This is a genomic window from Dyella kyungheensis, assembly GCF_049913195.1.
Taxonomy (GTDB): domain Bacteria; phylum Pseudomonadota; class Gammaproteobacteria; order Xanthomonadales; family Rhodanobacteraceae; genus Dyella; species Dyella kyungheensis.
In genome coordinates, this window is the sequence record NZ_CP183983.1 from 1513110 (window position 1) to 1536234 (window position 23125).

Consider the following 23125-nt stretch of genomic DNA (forward strand, 5'->3'; position numbering starts at 1 on the left):
GGGCGATTATTTCATGCGTGCGGCAATGGCGTCGCAACCCTTGTCGAACGAGGTGCGCCAGGCGGCGCCCGCCGAACTCTGCGTAGGACGCACGCAACGCAACTGGATGGCGTGGCCGTCCTTGAACCAGTAGCGCTCGCTGTAGCTGTATGGCGTGCCGTTTTCCTGCGCCGTGTAGACGAAGTTGTCGGCTACGCCACCGCTGGCGGCCTGGTAAGCGGTGAGTGCCTTGGCCTTGCTCATGGCGCCGGTCACGTATTGCTGGAACTCGCCGGCATTGGCCACCTGCTTCACCGTGACGCTGATGCGGGCGAGGCTGCTGTTGCCGTTGGGCGAGGGGTCGGGAACCTGGAACACGCGTGCTTCCGGGTCGCCCTGCGTTTCCATGATGCCAAGCCACTGGTCGGGCGTGCTGAAGGTGACGCTGCCGCCGGCCATGCTGACGTCGGCGGCGTGTGCGGTACCGATCAGCGCGAGCGCGCCGGCGATCACCACGTTGCGGAAGAAGCTCATGCCTGCTCCTGTGAGGGGGCGTTGGGTTGGAATCGATGCAGCGGCAGCCCCAGCCATTCCAGGGCGGTGCCGTGGAAGAGCCGCGCGCGGGCCACGTCGTCGAGTCCGAGTGACTCGATGCCGCTGCCAGGATGCTGTTCCCCCAGCGGGAAAGGATAGTCGGTCCCCAGCATCACGCGCTCGACCCCGGTCACATCCAGGAGATAGCGCAGGGCCGCCGGGTCGTGCACGCAGGAGTCGAAATACAGGCGTTGCAGGTATTCGCGCGGGTTGCGCGGGTTGTCGGTGGCGACCAGGTCCGGGCGCATGCGGAAGCCGTGCTCGATGCGGCCGATGGTCCAGGGGAAACTGCCGCCGCCGTGGGCCAGCATCACGCGCAGCTTGGGCAGGCGCTCCAACACGCCGCCGAAGACCAGGCAGCAGGCGGCGCGCGATTGCTCGGCCGGCATGCCTACCAGCCAGGGCAGCCAATACTTGGGCATGCTGGGCGTGCCCATCATGTCCCAGGGATGCACCATCACCGCGGCGCCCAGGTCGGCGGCGGCCTCGAAGAACGGGAACAGCTCGGGCGCGTCGAGGTTCCAGTCGTTGCAGTGCGAGCCCACCTGCACGCCTTGCAGGCCCAGTTCGTCGATGCAGCGTTCGAGTTCGCGGATGGCCAGGTCGGGCGACTGCAGCGGCACCGTGCCGATGCCGGCGTAGTGGCGCGGGTAGTCGTTGCAGATGCGCGCCGTCTCGTCGTTCAGATGACGATGCAGTTCCAGCGCCTGGTAACCCGGTGCCCAGTACGAAAACAGCACCGGTACGGTGGATACCACCTGCACACTGACGTCGAAGCGCGCGTAGTCGTCGATGCGCTGTTGCGCATCGAACGCCGAATCCCACACCTCCCTGAAGAACTTGCCGTCCTTGTAGATGCGGTGGCGCCCGTCGTTGTGGATCATCACGGGGAACCGCTCGTCGCCGAACTTGGCGGCGAGGTTCGGCCAGTCGCGCGGGAGGATATGGGCGTGCGTGTCGATTTTGAGCATGCGCCGAGTGTATGTCAGGGGCGGGGTGCCGTCTCGGCGCGGTGCAGCGTAAAGCCCCCAGGCTCAGCTGGAGCGAGATTCCGCCAGGCCCGGCGCATGGCCGGCGGGTGAACCGCAGCCGCGCTGGACGTGCATCCGGTAACGTTTTACCGGCATCATGGCGGGTGCAACGGCGTCCGATTGCCATGGGAGGCAACATGAAGTTCCTGGTCATGATCTACAACGACGACAGCCTGCTCGAGGCGCTGCCCGAGGGTGAGTTCGACACCATGATGCACGGCTGCTTCGTCCATGCCGACGAATTGCGCGCCGAAGGGCATCTGCTCGATTCCATGCAGCTCGAAGCGCCGGCGCAGGGCAAGTCGCTGCGCATGCGCGACAACCAGATGAGCGTAATGGATGGCCCCTTCGCTGAAGCCAAGGAATACCTCGGCGGCTTCAACCTGATCGAAGCGGCCGACATGGACGAGGCCGTGCGCATCGCCGCGGAATTCCCCTGAGCCCGCACCGGCCGCATCGAAGTGCGCCCCGTGCGCGACATCGACGCGGTGCGTCGCCGCGTCGGGGCATAGCATCACTGCGGGAACCTTGTGGGAGCGCACTTGTGCGCGACTGCGGGGCCGAATCGTCCACGCTCCGTTGGTTTGTCGCGCACAAGTGCGCTCCCACAAGGGGCGTGATCGTGTATTTGCTGCGGCCAGCGCGAGGTCTCTGTAGGAGCGCATCCTGTGCGCGACCGCGGAGCCGCGCCGCTACCCCTTCGTTGGATCGTCGCGCACAGGGTGCGCTCCCACGGAGGTGAGTGTTACGCCGTCGCCGTGGACTTTGTATGGCTGCGCCCCGTGATATGCGCCAGCGTGTTGACGTTGTCCACCAGACGGTCGCTGATCCGCGTGAGCAGTTCGGCGGCTTGACGGTCCTCGGCCATGTTGAGCAGCGTCCCCAGGCTGCGTTGCAGGCCGCGCAAGTCCGGTAGCGGGTCGGGTGCGCGTTGCGCGCGCAACGCGGCGGCGATTTCGTGCAGGGCGGTGGCGCTGTGATCGACGAATGCGCACATTTCCGCCGTCTCCGGCAGGTTGTGGTGGTCGTCGATGAGGGCTTCCAAAGTCATTGCCGTGCGCGCCAGGCGATTGCCGTTGGCGAACAGCGCATTGGCCAGTTCCAGCAGCACGGCCGGCGTGGCTGGTTCGGCGCGCATGCGATCGAGCGAGGCCTGTGCGTTGCTGCGCGCCGTGCGGGCAGCAGTGCGCGCTTCGCGCCGCCCGTCGCGGCGTTCCGGGTTGGCCAGCGCGCCGAGATAACCGGCATACGCATCGAGCATGTCCGACAACGCGGCGCGTGCCCGCGCGCGTTCCCAGCTTGGCCACAACACATAGGCGATCAGCGCCATGCCGCTGCCCAGCGCGGTGTTGATCACGCGATCGAGCACCGCGTCGCTGGAATTCACCCCTTCGAACGACAGCAGGATCACCACCGTGCCGGTCAGCGCCGCCACGGCGATGCCGTAGTGCGCGGTGGCAAGGTAACGGAAGCCCATGCACAGCACCGCCATCAGCGCGAGATGGGCCCACGCATCGTGCGGCGTGAAGTGCAGCAGGGCGGTGGTGAGCACCAGGCCGAGGATGGTGCCGACCACGCGCAGCAGGCCGAAATTGAAGGTGGCGGCGAAATCCGGGCGCAGCACGATGGCCGCGGTCATCGGCAGCCAGTAGCCGTGGGGCAAGCCGAGCTCGCGCGATACCCACAGGGTGGCGGTCAGCGTGACGGCCGAGCGCACGGCGTGGCGGAAGGTCACCGAATGCGGCGTGAGATTGGCGCGCAAGGTGGCGCGCGCCGAATTGCTGCGCAGGGCGGTCGGCAGCGGGGTTTCAGCGGCCGCGGCGCGCAATTCGCCACGGCTGCCGGCCCAGTTCGCATTGCGTACCGCTGCTGCCAGCTGACCCGACAACGCATGGATATGCGTGGCCAGACCATCGGCATTGCCGCCATCGCTGAGCAGTGCGTTCTCGCTCGCCTGCAGCGTCTGCAAGGCATGTTCCGCCTGCTGCGGCGACTCGGCGGCTTCCAGTGCGTCGGCGATGGCGGCCAGCACGCGCGCCGCATCGCCGCGGAACATCGCGTGGATGGTGGGGTTGGCGCGCAACTCCGCCATCGCGGTGAGTTCGAGGCGGATGCGCTCGGCCAGTTCCAGCAGCACGCCGAACGCTTCCATCGCGCGGCCGCGCGCGTGGTGCCGTCCCAGCAGCGTGTGTTGCAGCGTGGTCATGGCATCGGTGAGCGCGGGCACGTCGGCGTCGTCGTGTTCCTGCTGGCGCGCCAGCGTCGACAGGCCGCGATACACCGCCGCCAGCGCATGCCGTTCGGGACGATAGCGTTGCAGCGGCCATGCGGCCACCGAGAACAGCGTCAGCAGCAGTCCGCCGGCGAAGATCAGCGCGGAGGCGCCCAGCGCTTCGTGCAGCGGGCGTGGCGTGGCCGCGGTCACCACCAGCAGGATCATGCTGGTCATGCCCACGCGGGCCATGTCGGGGCCGAACACCACCAACATGCCGCCGAAGAAGCCGAACGCCGCCGTGGCGAACAGGATGGGAATCAACTGGTCGCCGATCAGGAAGCCGATCAACGAGGCCAGGCCGGCAGCCAGCGAGGCCAGCAGCAGGCGCGCCATGCGCTGGCGATACGGCCCCGGCTGATCGGAAAACATGGTGTCCAGCGCACCCGCGCCGATACCCAGGCCGATGCCCGGATGGCCGGTGGCGATGCCGATGCCCAGCGGCAGGATCACCGCGGCGGTGTTGCGCAAGACGACGCGCACGGGCACGTCGGGCCGCTTGGCGGTAAGCAGGCTGTCGACGACTGTGGCGCGCAGCGAATAACCCGTCGAGGACATGACGCGGCGAAGCTCCTTGGCAATACGGTGATTCTGCCTCAGCCAGCCTGAAGCGGACGCGACGGCATGACGCTCAGCCGGCAGGTGTGCCTGCGTTTCCTCCCGTGGCACCCAGCTGCCGCGACAACGCGAACAGGATGCGCAGGTCCTGATCATCCAGCGTATCGCCATCCATGCCGCGGAAGTGGTGATGGAACGAGCGCACGGTGGAGGCGCGGTCATCCAGCGGATAGCCGATCAGGCCCAGCGCCGACCACGGATCGAAGCCCGGCGGCGGATCGAGCAGCGCCACGCGCGGCCACAGGCCGAAGCCGGCCTGTGCCAGTTGCTGCCACGGGAAGCGCGGGCCGGGATCGTCCTTGCGTCCCGGCGCGAGGTCTTCGTGCCCGATGATCTGCGTGCGGGGAATGCGCAGGCGATCGGTAAGGTCGGCCAGCAGGCGCAGCAGGCTGTCGATCTGCACCTGGGTGAAGGGCGAGTCGCCATCGTTGTCCAGTTCGATGCCGATCGAGGCGGAGTTCACATCGGTAATCGTGCCCCAGTGCCCCGCACCTGCATGCCACGCACGTTGGCTGTCGGCGACGAGCTGGTAGATGCGGCCGTCGTTGCCGACCAGGTAGTGCGAACTCACCGGGCCGCCGCTGTTGGCCGTGCGCAACGTGTGCAGCGCCTGTTCGGCGGAATGCTCGTTGGTGAAATGAATCACGATCAGCACCGGACGGCGCGCATCGAAGTTGGGCGATGGCTCCCACTGCGCGAGGGGGTTGCGTACCGGCGCCGGCGCACAGGCGCTGAGCGCAAGAGCGAGCAGCATCGGCATCAGCAGATGGCGGGTGCGGAAGAAACGAGCATGCGGGGCGTGGGGACGCGACACGGCATTCATTCCTGGGCGGGAAGATGCGAACGTGCCGCAGCGGCGCCACCGCGTCAAGCCGGACAAAAAAACGCCGGGTTTCCCCGGCGCTTTTCTTCGATCAAAACTGCAGCGGCGATCAGGCGCGGCCGGCGAACTCGCCGGTCAGCGTGTTCACCCACACCTTCTCGTCGTTGGTGATGTATTCCGGCACCTGGATCTCGATGCCGGTGTTGAGCTTGGCCGGCTTGGTGCGCTTGGTGGCGCTGGCGCCCTTCATTTCCGGCGCGGTGTCGACCACGGTCAGTGTGACGCTGGTGGGAACCTGCAGACCCACCGGCGCATCGTCGATCAGCTGCACGTAGTAGCCCTCGACGCCTTCCACGATGTAGCCGGCATTGTCGCCCACCAGGTCGGACGACAGCAGGTACTGGGTGAAGTCCTCGTTGTCCATGAACACGAAGGTCTCGCCGTCCATGTACGAGAAGTTCGCCTCGCGGCGCACCAGTTCCATTTCCTTGAGATCGTCATCGGCGCGCAGGCTCAGGTCGAACTTGCGGCCGCCGGGGATCGAATACATGGTGAAGCGGAAGGTGACGTTGCCGCCACGCGCGGTCGGCGAGCTGCGCTCGATATCGCGCACCTGATAAACGGTGCCGTCGTGTTCGACTACGTTGCCTTTCTTGACGTCGGAAGCTTTCATGGATGTATGACCGGATGGTTGAGTTCTTGATCGTCATTCCGGCGCAGGCCGGAATCCAGTAACGGTATCGCGTGATTATCGCGAAACTTTGATGGGCTCACAGGTGGCCGCCACGCGACAACCGGGTACCACGCAACTGGATTCCGGCCTGCGCCGGAATGACGAGTTGAGAGGTTACTTCGGCTGCAACCGCACCGCGCCATCGAGGCGGATCGTCTCGCCGTTGATGTAACGGTTGCCGAGGATGAAGGCCACGGTGCTGGCGAATTCGTCCGGCTTGCCCAGGCGCGACGGGAACGGGATCGACGCCGACAGCGATTCCTGCACCTGCGGCGGCATGCCGTCGACCATCGGCGTCCAGAAGATGCCCGGGGCAATGGTGGCCACGCGGATGCCGAAGCGCGACAGTTCGCGCGCCATCGGCAGCGTCATGCCGACCACGCCGCCCTTGGAGGCCGAGTACGCGGCCTGGCCGATCTGGCCTTCGAACGCTGCGACCGAAGCGGTGTTGATGATCACGCCGCGCTCGCCGTCTTCGCCGGTGTCGTTGTTCTGCATCAGCGACGCGCCGGCCTTGGCGACGTTGAAGCTGCCCACCAGGTTCACCATCACCGTTGTGGCAAAGGTGTTGAGCGGCATCGGGCCATCCTTGCCGAGCATGCGGCCCGCGCCCAGGATGCCGGCGCAATTCACCACCACGTTCAAACCGCCCATCGCTTCGCGCGCGGCGGCAACGTTGGCGGACACGCCTTCCTCCGAGGTGACGTCGGTACGGAAGAAGTGGCCCTTCAGCGCCTTGGCCGCTTCCTGGCCTTTTTCCTCGTTGACGTCGAACAGGGCCACCGTGCCGCCGTTGGCCACCAGATGCTGGGCCACCGCGTGACCGAGACCGGAGGCGCCGCCGGTGATGATCGCCTTGACCTGATTGAGCTGCATGGAACGTCCTCGGTAATGCCAAAAAGGGAATGGTAGCCGAGGAGGGGGCCGTGCCGCCCGTGACCCTGTGGGAGCGCACTTGTGCGCGACAGTCCCGACGCGAGGTACACCGGATCTCCGCGGTCGCGCACAAGTGCGCTCCCACAAGTGTCGGGCCAGCTCAGGAATTGGCGCGCTGCAGCAACGCTGCCCAGCCAGCAGTCTCGCGCAGTTCGGCGAACGGGATAACGCGCTGCGGCGGGTTTTCCGGCTGCTGCAACTCCAGCTGCCATACGCCCACATCCCACCAGGCATCGAGCTTGTAACCCGAGCTGCGCCACACGCCGGCCGGCGTGAAGCCCATCGTCTCGTGCATGGTCACGCTGCTCTGGCCGGGCAGGGTGATCACGCCCACGGCCTGGTTGATGCCCTGCAGACGCATCGCGGCGAGCAGCGTGCCGTAGAGCTTGCGGGCGATGCCGCGACGGCGGGCATCGGCGTGCACGTAGATGGACGTCTCCGCGATCCAGTCGTAGGCGGCGCGTTCGCGGAAGCGGCTGGCGTAGGCATAGGCCAGCACGCGGCCCTGCTCTTCCCAGACGATCCACGGGTAATGGCGCAGGCGGGTGAGGATGCGTTCGCGCATGGCCTCCGCGCCGGGGAGTTCGGTCTCGAAGGTTTCCACGCCGCGGAGTACCGATGGCGTGTAGATGTCGTGGACGGCTGCCGCGTCATCGGCGTGGGCAATACGGATCATGCGGAGTCTTTCTCTTTGCGGGTGCGGCGTGGGTGGAATCGGTATTTACGGAACGGCGGTTAGCGTCGCGCTTTCAGCATGACTCGTACTTCCAGTTGCGCCGCTTGCCTTCGGCCAGCCACTCCAATGTGCTCGCGATGCGCTTCTGCCGCGTGGCGTCGGTCTTTGCTTCAACGATCCATTCGACGTAGTCGCGTTGCGCGCTGGGCGGAAAACCCTCGTACGTCTTGCGAGCGGCCGCGTGTTTCTTCATGGCCAGCAATGCAGCGAGATCGTCCGGCAGCGTTGGCGCGGGCTTGGGAGTTGCCTTGGCACGGGAAACGCGCACCTCGGATTCGTTCAACGCCTTGGCCTTGCGGATCAGCGCGATCAGCGTCTTCTTCGCCGGCAGGTCTTTCAGCGAAGTGAGCTTGCCGAACTGCCCCATGCCGTCCGCCCGATCGCTGCCCGTCACTTCCTTGTGCCGCCAGAAACCGAACGCGCAATGCTGCTTGAACGCGGCCATCTGGCACATCGGCGAACCGTTGTGGCTGAAGAACGGCATGCTCCATTTGATGCCTTCCTCCACCTCCGGGCAGGCCTCGTGCACCAGGTCGCGCAGGTGTTCGAGGATCGGTTGGGCGAACGGCGCCGCTTCGAGGATATAGGCGTCTACGCGATGATCATGGGCCATGACGTACTCCTACAGGTCGCGCAAATAGAACTGGTCGCAGCTGAAGTGTCCGGTGCCGCCCATTGGTGCGCAGATCGTGCGGAAGCCGTGGCGGCGATACAGTGCCTGGGCCGCATCCATGCCGGTGAGCGTTTCCAGATAGCAGCGATGGAAGCCGTGTTCGCGGGCTGCATCGAGGCAGCGCAGCATCATCGCGCTGCCGGCACCGATGCCACGCGCTTCGGGCAGGAAGTACATCTTGCGCAGCTCGCAGACGTCTGCATCGCCGCCATCGAGCGGTGCGATGCCGCCGCCGCCGATCACCTTGCCGTCGCGCTCCACCACGAAATAAGCACTGCGCGGACGGTCATAGGCTTCGCTCATGGCGCCTACTTCGGCGTCGTGGATGGCGAAGCCGGGGCCATCGGCCCCGAACTCGGGCATCACGGTGCGGATGATGTGGGCAACGGCGGCGTTGTCGCGTGTTTCGATGGGGCGGATCAAGATGTCGGTCATGGCGTGGCGGATGGTGTGCGGTAAACGGTGCCGTCCTTCATGACGAAGGCGGGATGCTGGAGATCGTCGATATGCGTGCTGGGATCGCCCGGGAAGGCGGCGAGATCCGCATGCAGGCCCGGGGCGATGCGTCCAAACTTGTCCTGCTGGCGCAGGATGCGCGCGGCGACATTGGTGGCGGCATGCAATGCCTGCGGCGGCGTCATGCCGTCGCGCACCATGTTGGCGGGTTCGCGCCAGTTGTCGCCATGGGTGAACACGCCCACGTCGCTGCCGTTGCCGATGGTGACGCCGAGTTTCAACGCGGTGCGAAACGCGCGCTCGGCTTCCTTCATGCGCGCCGTAGGTTCGCTTTGTCCTGGCACGTAATGCTCGAAATACTGCGCGGTGGCTTCCACCGCGGTGAGCGTGGGTTCGTACGCCGTGCCGTGTTGCTTGAGCAGGCGGAACGTCGCCTCGCTGGCGCCGTAGCCATGCTCGATGCTGTCCACGCCCGCTTCCACGGCCAGGCGTACGCCTTCGTCGCTGGAGGCGTGTGCAGCGACCGGACGACCCGAGAGATGCGCGGTATCCACGATGGCCTTCATCTCGGCCAGCGACAGCGTGGGCTGCGTGCTGCCATCGGCGCCCACGCGGTAGTCGGCGTAGAGCTTGATCCAGTCGGCGCCGTGGCCGGCCTGTTCGCGGGTGGCGCGGATGGCTTCGTCCACGCCGCTGATTTCCTGCGCGCCGCCGGGCAGGTCGAGGTCGGGGCGAAAGCCGCGCGGGCCAGGGCCGTAACTATCGGTTGCCACGATGGCACGCGTGGCCACGAACATGCGCGGACCTGGAATCATGCCTTCGTCGATGGCGCGCTTGATCGATACATCGGCAAAACCGGCACCTTCGGTACCCAGGTCGCGCAGCGTGGTGAAGCCCGCCATCAGCGTGGCGCGTGCATGGGCGGCGGCTTCGAGCGTGCGGTAGTCCTGCGGCTCCTTCAGCACCTGGTCGTTCCACAACGTCTCGTTGTACGGGTGCAGGAATAGGTGCGAGTGCAGGTCGATCAGTCCGGGCGTGAGCGTAGTGCCGGGCAGGGCGATGCGTTGGGCGTTGGCCGGCGCCTTCACGGTGTCCACCGGGCCTACGGCGGCGATGACGCCGTCATGCACCAGCACCGCCCAGCCCGTGCGCGCGGCATCGCCGTCGGCCGTCCATACGCGATCGGGTACCAGCAGCACATCGCCCTTGGGTGGCGCGGCGGTCGTTGCCATGGCACTGCCCATGGCCATGGCCGTCAGCAGGCCGATCCAACCGTAACGCTGTTTCCACCGCATTGCTCGCTCCCGCCATCGCTCCCGCCGATTCTAGCGAGGCTCGGCCCCGGGCCGCGAGACCGCGGTCAAGGGGCAGGGCGGACCGTGCCGGCGAGTTGCTGGGCGCAGGCGCCTTCGGCGGTCGGCGCCGAGGTGACGCAGCTGGCGAAATCGTCGGGAAGGCGTGTCAACAACAACGTATCGCCCTGGCGCATGGTGAAAACCGTGATCGGCGGCTCGCAGCCGACGTGGCTGGTGCTGCACGAGCCCGGCAGCACGGTGAAGTGGCACAGGCCGCTCTGGCTGCGCAGGCAGCGGAACGTGGCCAACTCGCCGGAGATCTGGATCTTGCTGTAGATCAGGTCGATCCCGTGGGCCAGTTCGTGGGTGACGATGGTCCGCGTGGGTTCGAGGCCGGTGACGGATAACAGCAGGTGGAACAAAAGGATCAGCTTGTCCATGGTGACCTCTTGTGACGCTCGCAGGGGAGGGGTTCGACGCTTACATGTTCCGGAACAGCGTCATGAAGGGTTGGCTCACCACCAGCGTTTCGGACCGTTGCTTGAGTCGCAGCGTGCCCTTGCCGGTATCGTCGCGAACGATCGAGGCCACCGCGCGCAGGTTGACGATGGTGGAGCGGTGAATCTGCTTGAACACGTTCGGGTCGAGCATTGCCGCCAGTTCGCGGATCGGCTTGCGCAGCAGCGCTTCGCCGTCGGCCGTCATGGCGACGGTGTATTTGCTGTCGGCGCGGAAATAGGCGACGTCGTCCACCATGATCAGCCGCGTCTCGCGTCCGGTGCTGGCGGTGATCCAGGTCAGCGGTTCGCTGCGCGAGCCGGGCTGCAGCATCACTTCGCGCAGCAACTGGGACAATGCGGCGGCATCGGCGCCACGCGGCGTGGCGCGCGTCTGCAGGCGCTGCATGGTGGCGGTGAGGCGCGCTTCGGTGATGGGCTTGAGCAGATAATCGACCGCGCCCTTCTCGAACGCATCGATGGCGTACTGGTCGTAGGCGGTGGTGAACACCACCTGCGTCTCCGGGCTGGCCTCGGTGGCGGCCTCGGCGACTTCCAGGCCGCTGAGGCCCGGCATGCGGATATCGAGAAAGGCGATGTCGGGACGATGTTCGCCGATCGCTTCGAGTGCGCTCGCACCGTCGTCGCATTCGGCAACGACGTCCAGCTCCGGCCAGACCCGCGCCAGCAGATCGCGCAGCGCCGTGCGCAGCAGGGTTTCGTCTTCGGCGATGATGGCAGTGGTCACGACACGTTTTCCGTGGACTCGCTTCGTAGCGGAATGGTGATGGTGGCGGCGACGCCTTCCGGTGCATTGCTCACCACCGACAGCGAAGCCTCGGCGCCGTAGATCAGGCGCAGCCGTTCGCGCACGTTCTTCAGGCCGATGCCGGTGCCGCCGCTGGCGTCATTGAAGCCGCGGCCGTCGTCGGCCACCGTGATGGACACGGTGTCGCCATCGCGGCGCGCGAGGATCCACACGGTGCCGCCGCCGGGCTTGGGTTCGAGGCCGTGCTTGATCGCGTTCTCCACCAGCGTCTGCAGCATCATCGGCGGCATGGCGATGGCGCGCAGTGCGTCGGGCACATCGATCTGCAGCGAGAGGCGCGGCCCCATGCGCAGGCGCATGATTTCCAGATAGGCGCGGGTACGTTCCAGCTCATCACCGAGCAGCGACAGCGCATCGTCGCGTTGCGGCAGCGAATGGCGCAGGTAATGGATCAGATGCCCGAGCATGTGATCGGCCTGCAGCGGATCGGTGCGCGTGAGGTACTGGGCGCTGGCCAGCGTGTTGTAGAGAAAGTGCGGCTCGACCTGCGCATGCAGCAGGTTCAGGCGTGCCACGGTGCGTTCCTTTTCGTTCTCCGTCTGCGCTGCGCGACGCTGTTCCTGCCGGCGCTTCTCGGCGATGCGGCGGGTCACGGCGCGCGTGATGGCCTCGGCGTTCTCCAGATTGGTGCCGTCGTCGACGCGGAACCAGTCGGTCCAGGCGCCGGCTTCCGGCTCGCAGATCAAGGTGACGCTGCCCGAACCTTCGCGCGGCGTGACCGTGGCGAAGATCTGGTTGCGCACATGGCCGAACCACAGCGACGGATCGAGACGCTCGAACGGATTGGTTCCATAGGACTTGGGGCGCTGCACCTTGGCGCGGATCTGCAGGCTGTCGCGTGCGCTTTCCACGTCCTCGCTGCGCGGCAGTTCGCGGATGGCGGCATCGAGCAGGTCGAACGCTTCGCCGGCTTCCAGCGGAATCTCGATCTGCCGGCGCTGGCGGTTGCCCATGGTGCTGTCGTCGAGATGCCCGGCGATCAGGCGCACGCGGCGCAGATGGGTCACCGCACTGGTCACCACCATCATCAGGATGAGGAAGATGATCAGCGCGAAGGTCGGGCCGGTTTCCTTGTAGCGCAGCGGCGGGCTGTTGGCGATGAACAGGGCCATGAACAGCAGCATGAAGAACCAGAACACGATCAGGCGGACTACGAAGAACACGCTCTTCATCACGACGTCCTTGAATGGGATGCGTCGGAGAATACCTAGCCGCTTTGCCGCTGGCGCGCGGTTTTCGACGAAACCGGCCGTGGGGCGACGAAACGGCCCCGGCAGAGGACGAAAAGAGCGCGCGCCGGCCCCGTGCGGGCCCTTAGGCCGCGGTGAGCGCCCGGGTGACGCGGCTGGCCGTTTCCTTGTGCAACTGGCCGGCCAGCCAGGCGCCGGTGGCCACCAGCATGTCCAGCGCGATGCCGGTTTCCATGCCCAGGCCGTGCAGCATGTAGACCACGTCTTCGCTGGCCACGTTGCCGGTGGCGCCCTTGGCATACGGGCAGCCGCCGGTGCCGGACACCGCGCTGTCGACCACGCGCACGCCTTCTTCCAGGCAGGCGAGGATATTGGCCAGCGCCTGGCCGTAGGTATCGTGGAAGTGCACGGCGAGCGCCGCGATGGGCACTTCCTGCGCCACCGCCTTCAGCATGGCGCGGGCCTTGGCCGGCGTGCCGACGCCGATGGTGTCGCCCAGCGAGACCTCGTAGCAGCCCACCTCGTGCAGCCGGCGCGCCACGCGCACCACGTCGCTGACCGGCACTTCACCCTGATACGGGCAGCCCAGCACGGTGGAGACATAGCCGCGCACCTTCACGCCGTCGGCCTTGGCGCGTTGCATCACCGGCAGGAAGCGCTCGATCGATTCGTCGATCGAGGCGTTGATGTTCTTGCGGTTGAACGCTTCGGATGCGGCCGTGAACACGGCGATCTCGCCGACGCCCACGGCGCGGGCGCGTTCGTAGCCTTGCTCGTTGGGCACCAGCACCGGATAGCTCACGCCGGGCACCTTGCGGATGCCCTGGAACACTTCGGCGGCATCGGCCAGTTGCGGTACCCATTTGGGGCTCACGAAGCTGGTCGCTTCGATGGTCTTCAGGCCGGTGCCGGAGAGGCGATCGATCAAGGCGATCTTCACGTCGGCGGGCAGCAGGGTTTTCTCGTTCTGCAGGCCGTCGCGTGCACCGACTTCGACAATGCGGACATGGTTCGTGCTCATGCCGATCAGCATAGCGCGTTGGCGCCCGGACCGCGCATCACTGGGGCAACCGCTCGGGATGGAATGACTGGATGAAGGGCAGGTACAGCGCCTGCGCCTGCGGCGTGGTCAGGCCGGTCACGGCACTGCCATGCTCGACGGCATGCAGCGTGACGACCTGGCGATCGTTGAACAGCGCCACCGCTTCGGCAGGCCCACGCTCGGTCTGCGCGCTGACGTAGATGACGAACGAAGCCGACGTGGAGGTGGGCACCAGCACGGGTGCATACGCCGGGCCGCCAAGGGTGCCCAGGGATTCGGCATTGGTCCGCATCGGATCGGCCATGCGGGTCAGCATCTCGATCGAAGAGCGCGTCACCGAGCGTTGCATGTCGCGCGTGCGGCGATTGAGGTCTTCGGCGCCTGCGGACGCACCGGTGTCGGCGGGACGGGTATCGGTGATGGAGATTTCGACCTGTTTGCCACCGTCCTGGCCGTAGACCGCGCGAAAGCTGGCAGGCGTGCAATCCCACAAGCGAAAGGGCAGGCCGGCCATGGTGTCCCTGGGAGGCATGGCGTGCGCGAGTGGATGGTCTGCGCACCTGGCCGTGGACGCGGCATCGTCACGCGCCTGTTGCGCGGCATCCGGCGGCGCATGTTCGACGCTCGCCGCCTCGTTGCCTTCGTGCTTGCCGCAGGCAGCCAGCAAGGGGAAGGCGACGAACGCGAGCAGGATCGCCGGTCGTCTTCCACGAAAATGCGTGAGCATGGATTCTCCCCGGACCCGGGCAGCGGCCCGGGTGACGGGGCAAGCGTCGGGATTGCGCTGTCGAGACGGCGTCAATCCAGGTTTTTCAGTCGGCGAAGCGCAACAGCACCGTGTCCGCTTCGACGAAATCGCCCTGGGCCGCATGGATGCTGGCGATGCTGCCTCCGCGCGGCGCCTTCAGGGCCAGCTCCATCTTCATCGCTTCCATCACCAGCAGTTCCTGGCCTTCCTCGACCGTGTCGCCAGCCTGCGCCTTCACCAGCACGATGCGGCCGGGCATGGGTGCCACGATCTGGTTGCCGCCCGCGGCCTCTTTCGATGCCCAGGCAAATGCGGGCGCACGTTCGAAGGTATGGCGGAAGCCGTGTGCGTCGTGCACGGTCACGCGCGCCGCATCGATGCGCACCGGCATGCGCACCGCTTCGTCGTCGAATCGCGCGCTCAGTGCATCCTCACCGAGACGTGCGCCGGTCACGTGACACGATGCATCGCCATGGCGAAGCTGGTAGTTGCCGTCGTGGCCGTGCGCTTCCACTTCGTGGCGCTGGCCATGCAGCGACAGCGCCACGATGCGCTTGCCGGCGTGGCCGATGCGCCATGCGTCGGCGCGCGCCCAGGGCGAGTGCGGGTCGCTGGCGTTCGCGGTGACGCTGCGCTCGTCGTGCATCAGCGAGGCAACGGCAGCGGCAAACAGCACCTGCGTGTCGAGCGCGGCATCGCCCGCGAGAAACTCTTCGAGATGCCGATCGAGGTAGCCGGTGTCGATGCGGCCTTCTACCACCACCGGGTGGCGCGACAGGCGCTCGAGGAACGCGATATTGGATTTCGGGCCGACGATCTCGCTGGCCAGCAGCGCATCGCGCAGTCGCTGCAGGGCCTGCGGGCGGTCCACGTCCCACACGATCAGCTTGGCGATCATCGGATCGTAGAAAATCGTCACCGTGTCGCCTTCGATCACGCCGCCATCGAGACGCACGTGGCGCGAAGGCGCAGGCAGGCGCAACTTCACCAGCTTGCCGGAACCGGGCAGGAAATTCTGGTCCGGATCTTCCGCGTACAGGCGCACTTCGATGGCATGGCCATGTGCCTTGACCTGCTCCTGGGCGAGCGTCAGCGGTTGGCCGGCGGCGATGCGCAGCTGCCACTCGACCAGATCCAGTCCCAGCGTTTCCTCGGTGACCGGATGCTCCACCTGCAGTCGCGTGTTCATCTCCATGAAGAAGAACTCGCCGTCCTGGGCGACGATGAATTCCACCGTGCCCGCGCCGACATAGTTGACCGCCTTGGCGGCCGCGACCGCGGCGGCGCCCATGGCCGAACGGCGCGCGTCGTCGAGGAAGGGCGAGGGCGTTTCCTCCAGCACCTTCTGGTAGCGGCGTTGCGCGGAGCACTCGCGCTCGTTGAGGTGGATGATGTTGCCGTGCGTGTCGCCGAACACCTGGAATTCGATATGACGCGGATGCTCGACATAGCGTTCGAGGATCACCCGCGTATCGCCGAACGAACTGGCCGCTTCGCGTTGCGCCGACGCCAATGCATCGGCGAACTCCGCTTCGCCGCGCACGATGCGCATGCCTTTGCCGCCACCGCCGGCGGCGGCCTTGATCATCAGCGGGAAACCGGTGCGGCGCGCCTGGTCGGCGAGCACCTCGGCGGCCTGGTCTTCGCCGTGATAGCCGGGCACCAGCGGCACCCGGTGTTGTTCCATCAGCGCCTTGGCGGCCGCCTTGGAACCCATCGCATCGATGCTTTCCGGACGCGGCCCAATGAAAACGATGCCCGCATCGGCGCAGGCGCGAGCGAACGCCGTGTTCTCGGAAAGAAAACCGTAGCCTGGATGAATCGCCTGCGCACCGCTCTTGCGCGCCACTTCGAGGATGGCCTCGCCACGCAGGTACGACTCCGTGGGACGCGGGCCGCCGATCGGCCAGGCCTCGTCGGCCAGGCGCACGTGCTGGGCGTTGGCGTCGGCTTGCGAATACACCGCGATGGTGTGGATCCCCAGGCGCCGGCAGCTGCGAATGACACGGCAGGCGATCTCGCCACGGTTGGCAATGAGTACACGCTCGAACATGCGGCTTCCGGGGACGGTGCGAAGCTGCCAAAACTAGCAGATTGGCGCGTTGGAGCCGATGCGCGGCGCAGCATGGTCTGTAGGAGCGCACCCTGTGCGCGACCGCGGCGTACTGCCATGAGGCTCCGTTGGGTTGTCGCGCACAGGGTGCGCTCCTACAGGGGGCTGCGCTATTCCTCGTCCCAGTAGCCCACCTGCATATCCGCACGGGTGACCATGCGAAATCCCTGCGGCGAGCCATCGGCCGCCGGCGGGTAGTCGGCCAGGATGCCGATCTTGCCCGTATCGGGGTATTCGCAGATCTCGGGCGATTCCTTGGTGCTCACCGCGAGGTAACGCAGCTGGGTGGTGCCGGTATTGATGATCTGGTGCGCCTTCTCCGGGCCGCCAGGCGGGCAGGCGATCACGTCGCCTGCGCGGATCGGATAGCGTTCCTCGCCGATGCGCACTTCGCCGCTGCCTTCGATGATGAAGAACATCTCCTCGTTGACCCGATGGCAATGCAGCGGAAACGCACGCTTGCCCGGCGGCACGGCGGTGATGTTGTAGCCCAGCTTCTTCGCGCCGATCTGCGCGGAAAAGCGGCCCATGTGCGCTTCGAAACGATCGGCGGTTTCGCCGCTGGGACCCATGCCGGGCGGAAACGGTTGCAGTTCGACATCGGCAATATTGATGATCGGATGCGTCATGGCGTGATGTCCGTGGGTGGGCGGGTTATTCCGGCGAATGACAGACCGCCTCGATGTTGTGGCCATCCGGATCGAGCACGAAGGCGCCGTAGTAGTGCTCGTGATAGTGCGGGCGAAGACCCGGTGCGCCGTTGTCGGTGGCACCGGCTTCGAGCGCGAGGCGATGAAACGCCCTCACGGCGTCGCGATCGGGCGCGGTGAACGCCACGTGCACACTGCCGGAGTGGGCGTTGTGCGAGGTGCCGATCCAGAACGTCGGGCGGCCATGCATGCCGAAGCCGGCGTGCGATCCGTCACCGGTCTGCTCCGCCGTCACTTCCATCACCAGTTCGCCGCCCAGCGGGGCAAGCACGCTGCGATAGAACTCGCGGCTGCGTTCGTAGCCGGACACCACCAATCCAACGTGATCGATCATCGCCTTGCTCCCTCGTGAAGTCCTGCGCGGTCAGCTCGCCACCGACCAGGCTGCCGGACGCTTGGACAGGAACGCGCCCAAGCCTTCCTGGCCTTCTTCCGATACTCGCAGGCGGGCGATCAAGGCCGCGTTTTCGCGATCGATCGCCTCGGCGTGCGCCTCGTCCGCACCGGCCATGCGTAGTGCCAGCTGCTTGGCGTGTGCCTGCGCGATCGGGCCGGCCTTGGAAAGCAAGGCCAGCGCGGTATCGACGGCATCGTCCAACTGTTCCGCCGGCACGCACTGGTGCAACAGGCCGATCTGCAGCGCGGTGGGCGCGTCGAACAACTCGCCGGTGACGAACAGGCGACGCGCCTGGCGCAGGCCGATCGCATGAATCACGTACGGCGATATCACCGCGGGCACCAGGCCGAGCTTGACCTCGGTGAGGCCGAAGCGGGCGGAGTCCACGCCGATGGCGATATCGCAGCACGCAACCAGTCCCACGCCGCCGCCATAAGCCGCGCCGTTGACGCGGGCGATGGTGGGCTTGGGCAGGTATTGCAGCGTGCGCATGAGCGTGGCGAGGCGCAGCGAATCGGCACGGTTCTCCGCTTCGCTGGCGCTGGCCATGCCACGCATCCAGTTCAGGTCGGCGCCCGCGGAAAAGCTGGCGCCTTCGCCGGTCAGCACCACGGCGCGCACGGCGTCGTCCTTGCCGGCGTCCTGCAGTGCCGCGGTCAGTTCCGCGATCAGGCCGTCATCGAAGGCGTTGTGCACCTGCGGACGATGAAGCGTGATGCGGCGAACGCTGCCGTGGTCGGCCATCTGGATGCTGCGGGTCATGGAAAGCTCCGGCTGGGGAGCGCCATCGTAAACCCAACCATCCCCGGCGGCTCGTGCGCCGGGGACAACCGCCTCAATCCTTGGCCGGCAGCACCAGGAATTCGGCCGCCTGGCGGGCGCATCCCTTCGATCGCTGGGCGCTTATCTCGCGCCACCAGGGTTCCACTGATTCGAACCGCGTGGGTTCGATCACTTCGCCCAGGCGCGGCATCACCAGGCCTTCGGGCACCCTTGCCAGCAGTACTTCCGCCGGCTCCGCCCAGGGATGCATGGCGAGATTGAAGGTGCCCCAGTGCACCGGCAAAAAGCGTCCGCTGCCCAGCTGCCGCCACGCGCTGATGGCGTTGTCCGGTCCCAGGTGCACGCTGCCCCACGAAGGATGGAACGCGCCCACTTCGATCATCACCAGATCGAACGGCCCCAGCCGCTGGCCGATTTCGCTGAAGAGCGGCGACAGGCCGGTGTCGCCGCTGAAGAACACCGAGCGACGTTCGCCGCGCAACACGAACGACGACCACAAGGTGGCGTTGCGATCATGCAGGCTGCGCCCGGAAAAGTGATGCGACGGCGCGGCGGTGAGGGTGAGTCCGCGTGGCAGCGTGTGGCTTTCCCACCAGTCGAGTTCGACGATGCGCTCGGCGGGCACGCCCCATGCCTCCAGGTGCACGCCCACACCCAGCGAGGTGATGAAGGGCACCTGCAGCTTGGTGAGCTCGCGAATGCTCGGATAGTCCAGATGATCGTAGTGATCGTGCGAGATCAATACGGCATCCAGCGGCGGCAGCGCGGCGATATCCACCGGCACCGGCTGGAAGCGCTTCGGTCCCATGAACGAGAACGGCGAGGCGCGCTCGCCCCACACCGGATCGGTGAGCACGCGCACGCCGTCGATTTCCAGCAATACGGTGGAATGTCCCAGCCACGTGGTGCGCAAGCCGGTATCGACCGGACGCGTCCAGGCGGCGCGCGGGTCGAGCGAGGGCAGTGGTCGCGAGGGCGTGCGTCCTTCGCCGCGGAAGATGAAATCGACCAGCGACGGTTTGTCGTCCACGGCCCGTGGCGTGCTCGCCGGATAAGTGTTGACGAAGCCTTCGCCCGCATATTGCGCGGACGCTTGCATGCGTTCGAGTCGTAACTCGTTCGCGTGGCGGGCGAATAAAGCCATGTGGACCTCGGTATCGATGGGGTTGGACATCGCAGGGTGTTGCGCGATGGCCTGCCTGATTGCTATCGGGGCAGTGATCGTCACTTCCAAGGCAGCCGTGGCGATGGCGGTTCAGCTCCATGTTCTTGCGGTAACCGGCAGGCAACGGCGGCATTGAACCGCGCTGCAGTCCCCGGATGCCTCATGTACAATGCGAACCATTCTTATTTAAGTTGGTGACCAGTGCGCCTGTCCGACCTTCCGAAAGGGGCTACTGCCGTGGTGGACCGAGTGGATGATGCTCACGCTTCCGACCCGATCGCGCAGCGTTTGCGCGACCTGGGGTTCGTGGCAGGCGAGCCGGTTCGCGTGGTGGCGCAGGGCCCGCTGGGAGCGGATCCCTTGCTGATCCAGATCGGTTCCACGCGTTTCGCGTTGCGCCGCAAGGAGGCCGAGCGCGTGCGGGTCCAGTCGGAGAACGCTGGATGAGTGCGGGCACGCTGCGCATTGCCCTGGTCGGCAATCCCAACTGCGGCAAGACCGCATTGTTCAACCAGCTCACCGGCGGCCGCCAGAAAGTGGCGAACTATGCGGGCGTCACCGTGGAGCGCAAGGAAGGCCGCTTCACCGCACCTTCCGGCCGCGTGCTGCAGTTGCTCGATCTGCCCGGCACGTACAGCTTCGACGCCACCAGTCCCGACGAGCAGATCACCCGCGACGTGCTGGAAGGCAACTATCCGGGCGAAGCCGTTCCCGATCTGATCGTGTGCGTGGCCGACGCCACCAACCTGCGCCTGCATCTGCGCTTCGTGCTGGAAGTGAAGCGGCTGGGTCGTCCCGTGGTGCTGGCGCTGAACATGATGGATGCCGCACGCCGTCGCGGCATCGTGATCGATGTGCCGGAACTCTCGCGCCGCCTGGGCCTTCCCGTGGTGGAAACCATCGCGGTGAAACGCGACGGCGTGACCGCGCTGATTGCACAGGTGGACGGCGAGATTCCCCAGGCTTCGCCCGCGCAGTCGGACGATGCCGAAAGCCGCGCCGATCTGCACGCCCAGGTACGCGAGCTGATGGCCGCTGCCGTGACGATGCCGCGTGCGACGGCGGAGATCGACGACGCACTCGATCGCTGGGCCCTGCATCCGGTGTTCGGGCTGGCGATTCTCGCGGTGGTGATGTTCCTGGTGTTCCAGGCGGTGTACGCGGCAGGCAAGCCGATGACCGATCTGATCGGCGACGGCTTCGGCTGGCTCGGCGAGCACGCCACCGCGTGGATGCCGGCCGGACCGCTGCAGAGCCTGCTGGTCGACGGCGTGTTCGGCGGCCTGGGCACGGTGATCGGCTTCCTGCCGGAAATCCTGGTGCTGTTCTTCTTCATCCTGGTCCTGGAAGAGTCGGGCTACCTGCCGCGCGCCGCCTTCCTGCTCGATCGCCTGATGGTCTCGGTGGGGCTCACCGGGCGCTCGTTCATCCCGCTGCTTTCCAGTTTCGCCTGCGCCATCCCCGGCATCATGGGCACGCGCAGCATCACCGATCCGCGCGACCGGCTGTCGACCATCCTGGTGGCGCCGTTGATGACGTGCTCGGCGCGGCTGCCGGTGTATGCGTTGTTGATCGGCGCCTTCATTCCCACGCGTCGCGTCTTCGGCATCTTCAACATGCAGGGCCTGGTGCTGTTCGCGCTGTACGCGGCCGGCGTGCTGGGTGCGATGCTGGTCGGCTGGGTGATGAAGAAGATGCGCCGCGATCGCAGCGAGCACGCGCTGCTGATGGAGTTGCCGTCGTATCGCCTGCCCAAGCCGCGCGACGTGGCGCTGGGCCTGCGGGAACGCGGCACGATCTTCCTCAAGCGCCTGACCGGCATCATCCTCGGCCTGACGGTGCTGATGTGGTTTCTCTCCACCTTCCCGTCGCCGCCCGCAGGCGCCACCGGTCCGGCCATCGATTACAGCTTCGCCGGCTACATGGGGCGCGGCCTGCAATTCATCTTTGCGCCGCTGGGCTTCAACTGGCAGATCAGCGTGTCGCTGATTCCCGCCTTCGCCGCGCGCGAAACCGCCGTGGCGGCGCTCGCCACCGTCTATGCAGTGGGTGGTGAGGGCGCCGAGGGCGCGGGCCTTGCGCAGGCATTGGCGGCCAACTTCTCGCTGGCCAGCGCGCTGTCGCTGCTGGTGTGGTTCGCCTTTGCGCCGCAGTGCATGTCCACCCTGGCGGTGATCCGCCGCGAGACCAACTCGTGGCGCAACGTGGGCATCTCGTTCGGCTACATGTTCGTGGTGGCGTACATCGCTTCGTTTCTCACGTACCAGATCACGAGCTGGCTGACATGAGTACCGGCCTGCTGCTGCAGTACGTGATCATCGGCGTGATCGTGCTGGTCAGCGCCTGGATCACCCTGCGCAAGCTGGCGCCGAAACTGACCAGCCGTTGGCTGGCCTCGCTGGCCCTGCGGCTCGACCGCAAGCAAAGCGCCGCGTGGCAGCGTGCGCTGGCGCATCGCCTGCAGCCCAAGCAGGCCACCGGCAATTGCAGCGACGGTTGCGATACCTGCGGTGCCTGCGGCCCCAAACCGCCGGTTGCTGCGCGCGACGTGCAGCCGCTCGAATTCCGTCCGCGCAGCAAGTAGCGGCTTACTGCCGGTTCCCCGGCAGCTCCATCGGCGGATTGATCTTGTGCGTCGCCGGATCGTCCGGTTTGACCGGCGTGAGAATGCCGACCGTCACCGAGCCCGAGAGCAGATACGAGGCGAACTTCGGATCGTACGGATCATCGCTGGCGCGCAATTGTTCGTAGGCGATCACGCCATCCGTCTGATGCACGCCGGTGATTTCGCCTGCGGTAAAGGCTTCCATGCCACCCATGCCGACGTCGTAGCTGATCGGCGATTCGTGACTGTTCTTGCCGGTGGTGCCGCCCACGACGAGGTGCGTTGCCGCCGAACCCACGCGGGAACCAGTCGCCGAGATCAGCACTTCACGCCAGCGTGCTTTCGCGCGCACCAGTGCGGTGGCGTCGCCGTAGGTCGGCAGCAATTCGCGCCAGATCACGTTCGCCTGCTCGAACTGTTCCGGGGTCATGTGTGCGTAGAGCAGTTGTTTGGCGTAGACGTACTGCGTTTCGTTGCGCTCGGCAGCCAGCGCGAACCAGGCCATGGCACGCGGCAGATCCACCGGTGAACCGTGGCCGTTGAGATACATCACGCCCAGGTTGTATTCCGCCGGTTTGTACGCCCACGATGCGGCCACTTTGTACATCGCGATGGCATGCTCGTAGTCGTGCTTCTGGTTGGCCAGCGCGCCCAGGTAGAAAAAGTATTCGCCCGGACGGCCATCGTCTTCCGGCCGGTTGAACGGATCGGTGCGGCTGGTGGGAACGTCGGGCGTGGCGTGGTAGCTCACCACCTTCGGCGGCGGCGCCTGCGTGTCGATGGGAATGGTGGGCAGCGTCGTGTCCGTGGCGTGCAGGGTGGGGCAAAGCCACAACCCGGCCAGCAATATCGCGGAGAACGGAGCCTGCATCAGGTGATTTCGCACAGTCATGGCGACAC

General features: G+C 66.3%; 25 protein-coding genes. 4 read left to right on the forward strand and 21 right to left on the reverse strand.

Annotated features, from left to right (window positions below):
- Window positions 1–6: 6 nt before the first annotated feature.
- Both ACN9MB_RS06585 and ACN9MB_RS06590 read right to left on the reverse strand, forming a co-directional pair.
- Complete coding sequence (locus ACN9MB_RS06585) at window positions 7–513, reverse strand: hypothetical protein (RefSeq protein WP_426271185.1); 507 nt, start codon at window positions 511–513, stop codon at window positions 7–9.
- Complete coding sequence (locus tag ACN9MB_RS06590) at window positions 510–1544, reverse strand: amidohydrolase family protein (RefSeq protein WP_426271186.1); 1035 nt, start codon at window positions 1542–1544, stop codon at window positions 510–512. The genes ACN9MB_RS06585 and ACN9MB_RS06590 overlap by 4 nt, the downstream gene beginning before the upstream one ends.
- 197 nt (window positions 1545–1741) lie before the next feature.
- Between ACN9MB_RS06590 and ACN9MB_RS06595 the strand changes: the two genes are divergently transcribed.
- On the forward strand, window positions 1742–2044 hold the full coding sequence (locus ACN9MB_RS06595) for a YciI family protein (protein WP_426271187.1): 303 nt from the start codon (window positions 1742–1744) through the stop codon (window positions 2042–2044).
- Window positions 2045–2349: 305 nt separating this feature from the next.
- Here the strand turns inward: ACN9MB_RS06595 and ACN9MB_RS06600 are convergent, their stop codons facing one another.
- From ACN9MB_RS06600 to ACN9MB_RS06685, 18 genes are all read right to left on the reverse strand, one after another.
- Window positions 2350–4434: an FUSC family protein gene (locus tag ACN9MB_RS06600; RefSeq protein WP_204635265.1), complete on the reverse strand. Its 2085-nt coding sequence runs from the start codon at window positions 4432–4434 to the stop codon at window positions 2350–2352.
- 73 nt (window positions 4435–4507) lie between these two features.
- Window positions 4508–5254: an N-acetylmuramoyl-L-alanine amidase gene (locus ACN9MB_RS06605; protein ID WP_426271896.1), complete on the reverse strand. Its 747-nt coding sequence runs from the start codon at window positions 5252–5254 to the stop codon at window positions 4508–4510.
- Window positions 5255–5426: 172 nt separating this feature from the next.
- Complete coding sequence (gene yeiP / locus ACN9MB_RS06610) at window positions 5427–5990, reverse strand: elongation factor P-like protein EfpL (RefSeq protein WP_204635267.1); 564 nt, start codon at window positions 5988–5990, stop codon at window positions 5427–5429.
- 174 nt (window positions 5991–6164) lie between these two features.
- Window positions 6165–6926, reverse strand: coding sequence for an SDR family NAD(P)-dependent oxidoreductase (locus ACN9MB_RS06615; RefSeq protein WP_204635268.1), 762 nt, complete (start codon window positions 6924–6926; stop codon window positions 6165–6167).
- 160 nt (window positions 6927–7086) lie between these two features.
- On the reverse strand, window positions 7087–7662 hold the full coding sequence (locus ACN9MB_RS06620) for a GNAT family N-acetyltransferase (RefSeq protein ID WP_426271188.1): 576 nt from the start codon (window positions 7660–7662) through the stop codon (window positions 7087–7089).
- A gap of 73 nt (window positions 7663–7735) precedes the next feature.
- Entirely contained in the window at window positions 7736–8335 is a 600-nt protein-coding gene (locus ACN9MB_RS06625) for a YdeI/OmpD-associated family protein (protein ID WP_204635270.1), read from the reverse strand.
- A gap of 9 nt (window positions 8336–8344) precedes the next feature.
- Entirely contained in the window at window positions 8345–8830 is a 486-nt protein-coding gene (locus tag ACN9MB_RS06630; protein WP_426271189.1) for a GNAT family N-acetyltransferase, read from the reverse strand.
- Complete coding sequence (locus tag ACN9MB_RS06635) at window positions 8827–10101, reverse strand: amidohydrolase family protein (protein WP_426271897.1); 1275 nt, start codon at window positions 10099–10101, stop codon at window positions 8827–8829. The genes ACN9MB_RS06630 and ACN9MB_RS06635 overlap by 4 nt, the downstream gene beginning before the upstream one ends.
- Window positions 10102–10211: 110 nt before the next feature.
- Window positions 10212–10586: a hypothetical protein gene (locus ACN9MB_RS06640; RefSeq protein ID WP_426271190.1), complete on the reverse strand. Its 375-nt coding sequence runs from the start codon at window positions 10584–10586 to the stop codon at window positions 10212–10214.
- Between the two features lie 40 nt (window positions 10587–10626).
- A complete protein-coding gene (locus ACN9MB_RS06645; RefSeq protein WP_426271191.1) occupies window positions 10627–11391 on the reverse strand; it encodes a LytR/AlgR family response regulator transcription factor in 765 nt (254 codons plus the stop codon).
- Window positions 11388–12644 (reverse strand): histidine kinase, encoded by a 1257-nt coding sequence (locus tag ACN9MB_RS06650; RefSeq protein WP_204635275.1) that lies wholly within the window; start codon window positions 12642–12644, stop codon window positions 11388–11390. The genes ACN9MB_RS06645 and ACN9MB_RS06650 overlap by 4 nt, the downstream gene beginning before the upstream one ends.
- Window positions 12645–12786: 142 nt before the next feature.
- A complete protein-coding gene (locus ACN9MB_RS06655) occupies window positions 12787–13683 on the reverse strand; it encodes a hydroxymethylglutaryl-CoA lyase (RefSeq protein ID WP_204635276.1) in 897 nt (298 codons plus the stop codon).
- 37 nt (window positions 13684–13720) lie between these two features.
- Entirely contained in the window at window positions 13721–14431 is a 711-nt protein-coding gene (locus ACN9MB_RS06660) for a hypothetical protein (protein ID WP_426271192.1), read from the reverse strand.
- Window positions 14432–14516: 85 nt separating this feature from the next.
- Window positions 14517–16505: a biotin carboxylase N-terminal domain-containing protein gene (locus ACN9MB_RS06665; RefSeq protein WP_426271193.1), complete on the reverse strand. Its 1989-nt coding sequence runs from the start codon at window positions 16503–16505 to the stop codon at window positions 14517–14519.
- A gap of 170 nt (window positions 16506–16675) precedes the next feature.
- Window positions 16676–17194: a cupin domain-containing protein gene (locus ACN9MB_RS06670; RefSeq protein ID WP_426271194.1), complete on the reverse strand. Its 519-nt coding sequence runs from the start codon at window positions 17192–17194 to the stop codon at window positions 16676–16678.
- A gap of 25 nt (window positions 17195–17219) precedes the next feature.
- On the reverse strand, window positions 17220–17609 hold the full coding sequence (locus ACN9MB_RS06675; RefSeq protein ID WP_426271195.1) for a VOC family protein: 390 nt from the start codon (window positions 17607–17609) through the stop codon (window positions 17220–17222).
- Window positions 17610–17639: 30 nt separating this feature from the next.
- The gene (locus ACN9MB_RS06680; protein ID WP_426271196.1) at window positions 17640–18434 is read right to left on the reverse strand and encodes an enoyl-CoA hydratase/isomerase family protein; all 795 of its coding nucleotides are present in this window, start codon (window positions 18432–18434) and stop codon (window positions 17640–17642) included.
- A 73-nt stretch (window positions 18435–18507) separates the two neighbouring features.
- On the reverse strand, window positions 18508–19599 hold the full coding sequence (locus ACN9MB_RS06685; protein WP_426271197.1) for an MBL fold metallo-hydrolase: 1092 nt from the start codon (window positions 19597–19599) through the stop codon (window positions 18508–18510).
- Between the two features lie 222 nt (window positions 19600–19821).
- Between ACN9MB_RS06685 and ACN9MB_RS06690 the strand changes: the two genes are divergently transcribed.
- The 3 genes from ACN9MB_RS06690 to ACN9MB_RS06700 are packed head-to-tail and all read left to right on the forward strand — an operon-like array spanning window position 19822 to window position 22204.
- Entirely contained in the window at window positions 19822–20067 is a 246-nt protein-coding gene (locus ACN9MB_RS06690; RefSeq protein WP_204635282.1) for a FeoA domain-containing protein, read from the forward strand.
- On the forward strand, window positions 20064–21908 hold the full coding sequence (feoB, locus tag ACN9MB_RS06695) for a ferrous iron transporter B (RefSeq protein WP_426271198.1): 1845 nt from the start codon (window positions 20064–20066) through the stop codon (window positions 21906–21908). Before ACN9MB_RS06690 ends, feoB begins: the two co-directional genes overlap by 4 nt.
- A complete protein-coding gene (locus ACN9MB_RS06700; protein WP_204635284.1) occupies window positions 21905–22204 on the forward strand; it encodes a DUF6587 family protein in 300 nt (99 codons plus the stop codon). Before feoB ends, ACN9MB_RS06700 begins: the two co-directional genes overlap by 4 nt.
- Before the next feature lie 4 nt (window positions 22205–22208).
- On the opposite strand, the gene ACN9MB_RS06705 is transcribed toward ACN9MB_RS06700, so the two are convergent.
- Entirely contained in the window at window positions 22209–23117 is a 909-nt protein-coding gene (locus ACN9MB_RS06705) for a tetratricopeptide repeat protein (RefSeq protein WP_239535401.1), read from the reverse strand.
- Between the last annotated feature and the right edge of the window lie 8 nt (window positions 23118–23125).

Coding starts and splice junctions, on each gene's coding strand:
- ACN9MB_RS06585 (WP_426271185.1), bottom strand. CDS start 513: ATGAGCTTCTTCCGCAACGTGGTGATCGCCGGCGCGCTCGCGCTGATC.
- ACN9MB_RS06590 (WP_426271186.1), bottom strand. CDS start 1,544: ATGCTCAAAATCGACACGCACGCCCATATCCTCCCGCGCGACTGGCCG.
- ACN9MB_RS06595 (WP_426271187.1), top strand. CDS start 1,742: ATGAAGTTCCTGGTCATGATCTACAACGACGACAGCCTGCTCGAGGCG.
- ACN9MB_RS06600 (WP_204635265.1), bottom strand. CDS start 4,434: ATGTCCTCGACGGGTTATTCGCTGCGCGCCACAGTCGTCGACAGCCTG.
- ACN9MB_RS06605 (WP_426271896.1), bottom strand. CDS start 5,254: ATGCCGATGCTGCTCGCTCTTGCGCTCAGCGCCTGTGCGCCGGCGCCG.
- yeiP (WP_204635267.1), bottom strand. CDS start 5,990: ATGAAAGCTTCCGACGTCAAGAAAGGCAACGTAGTCGAACACGACGGC.
- ACN9MB_RS06615 (WP_204635268.1), bottom strand. CDS start 6,926: ATGCAGCTCAATCAGGTCAAGGCGATCATCACCGGCGGCGCCTCCGGT.
- ACN9MB_RS06620 (WP_426271188.1), bottom strand. CDS start 7,662: ATGATCCGTATTGCCCACGCCGATGACGCGGCAGCCGTCCACGACATC.
- ACN9MB_RS06625 (WP_204635270.1), bottom strand. CDS start 8,335: ATGGCCCATGATCATCGCGTAGACGCCTATATCCTCGAAGCGGCGCCG.
- ACN9MB_RS06630 (WP_426271189.1), bottom strand. CDS start 8,830: ATGACCGACATCTTGATCCGCCCCATCGAAACACGCGACAACGCCGCC.
- ACN9MB_RS06635 (WP_426271897.1), bottom strand. CDS start 10,101: ATGGCCATGGGCAGTGCCATGGCAACGACCGCCGCGCCACCCAAGGGC.
- ACN9MB_RS06640 (WP_426271190.1), bottom strand. CDS start 10,586: ATGGACAAGCTGATCCTTTTGTTCCACCTGCTGTTATCCGTCACCGGC.
- ACN9MB_RS06650 (WP_204635275.1), bottom strand. CDS start 12,644: ATGAAGAGCGTGTTCTTCGTAGTCCGCCTGATCGTGTTCTGGTTCTTC.
- ACN9MB_RS06655 (WP_204635276.1), bottom strand. CDS start 13,683: ATGAGCACGAACCATGTCCGCATTGTCGAAGTCGGTGCACGCGACGGC.
- ACN9MB_RS06660 (WP_426271192.1), bottom strand. CDS start 14,431: ATGCTCACGCATTTTCGTGGAAGACGACCGGCGATCCTGCTCGCGTTC.
- ACN9MB_RS06665 (WP_426271193.1), bottom strand. CDS start 16,505: ATGTTCGAGCGTGTACTCATTGCCAACCGTGGCGAGATCGCCTGCCGT.
- ACN9MB_RS06670 (WP_426271194.1), bottom strand. CDS start 17,194: ATGACGCATCCGATCATCAATATTGCCGATGTCGAACTGCAACCGTTT.
- ACN9MB_RS06675 (WP_426271195.1), bottom strand. CDS start 17,609: ATGATCGATCACGTTGGATTGGTGGTGTCCGGCTACGAACGCAGCCGC.
- ACN9MB_RS06680 (WP_426271196.1), bottom strand. CDS start 18,434: ATGACCCGCAGCATCCAGATGGCCGACCACGGCAGCGTTCGCCGCATC.
- ACN9MB_RS06685 (WP_426271197.1), bottom strand. CDS start 19,599: ATGGCTTTATTCGCCCGCCACGCGAACGAGTTACGACTCGAACGCATG.
- feoB (WP_426271198.1), top strand. CDS start 20,064: ATGAGTGCGGGCACGCTGCGCATTGCCCTGGTCGGCAATCCCAACTGC.
- ACN9MB_RS06700 (WP_204635284.1), top strand. CDS start 21,905: ATGAGTACCGGCCTGCTGCTGCAGTACGTGATCATCGGCGTGATCGTG.
- ACN9MB_RS06705 (WP_239535401.1), bottom strand. CDS start 23,117: ATGACTGTGCGAAATCACCTGATGCAGGCTCCGTTCTCCGCGATATTG.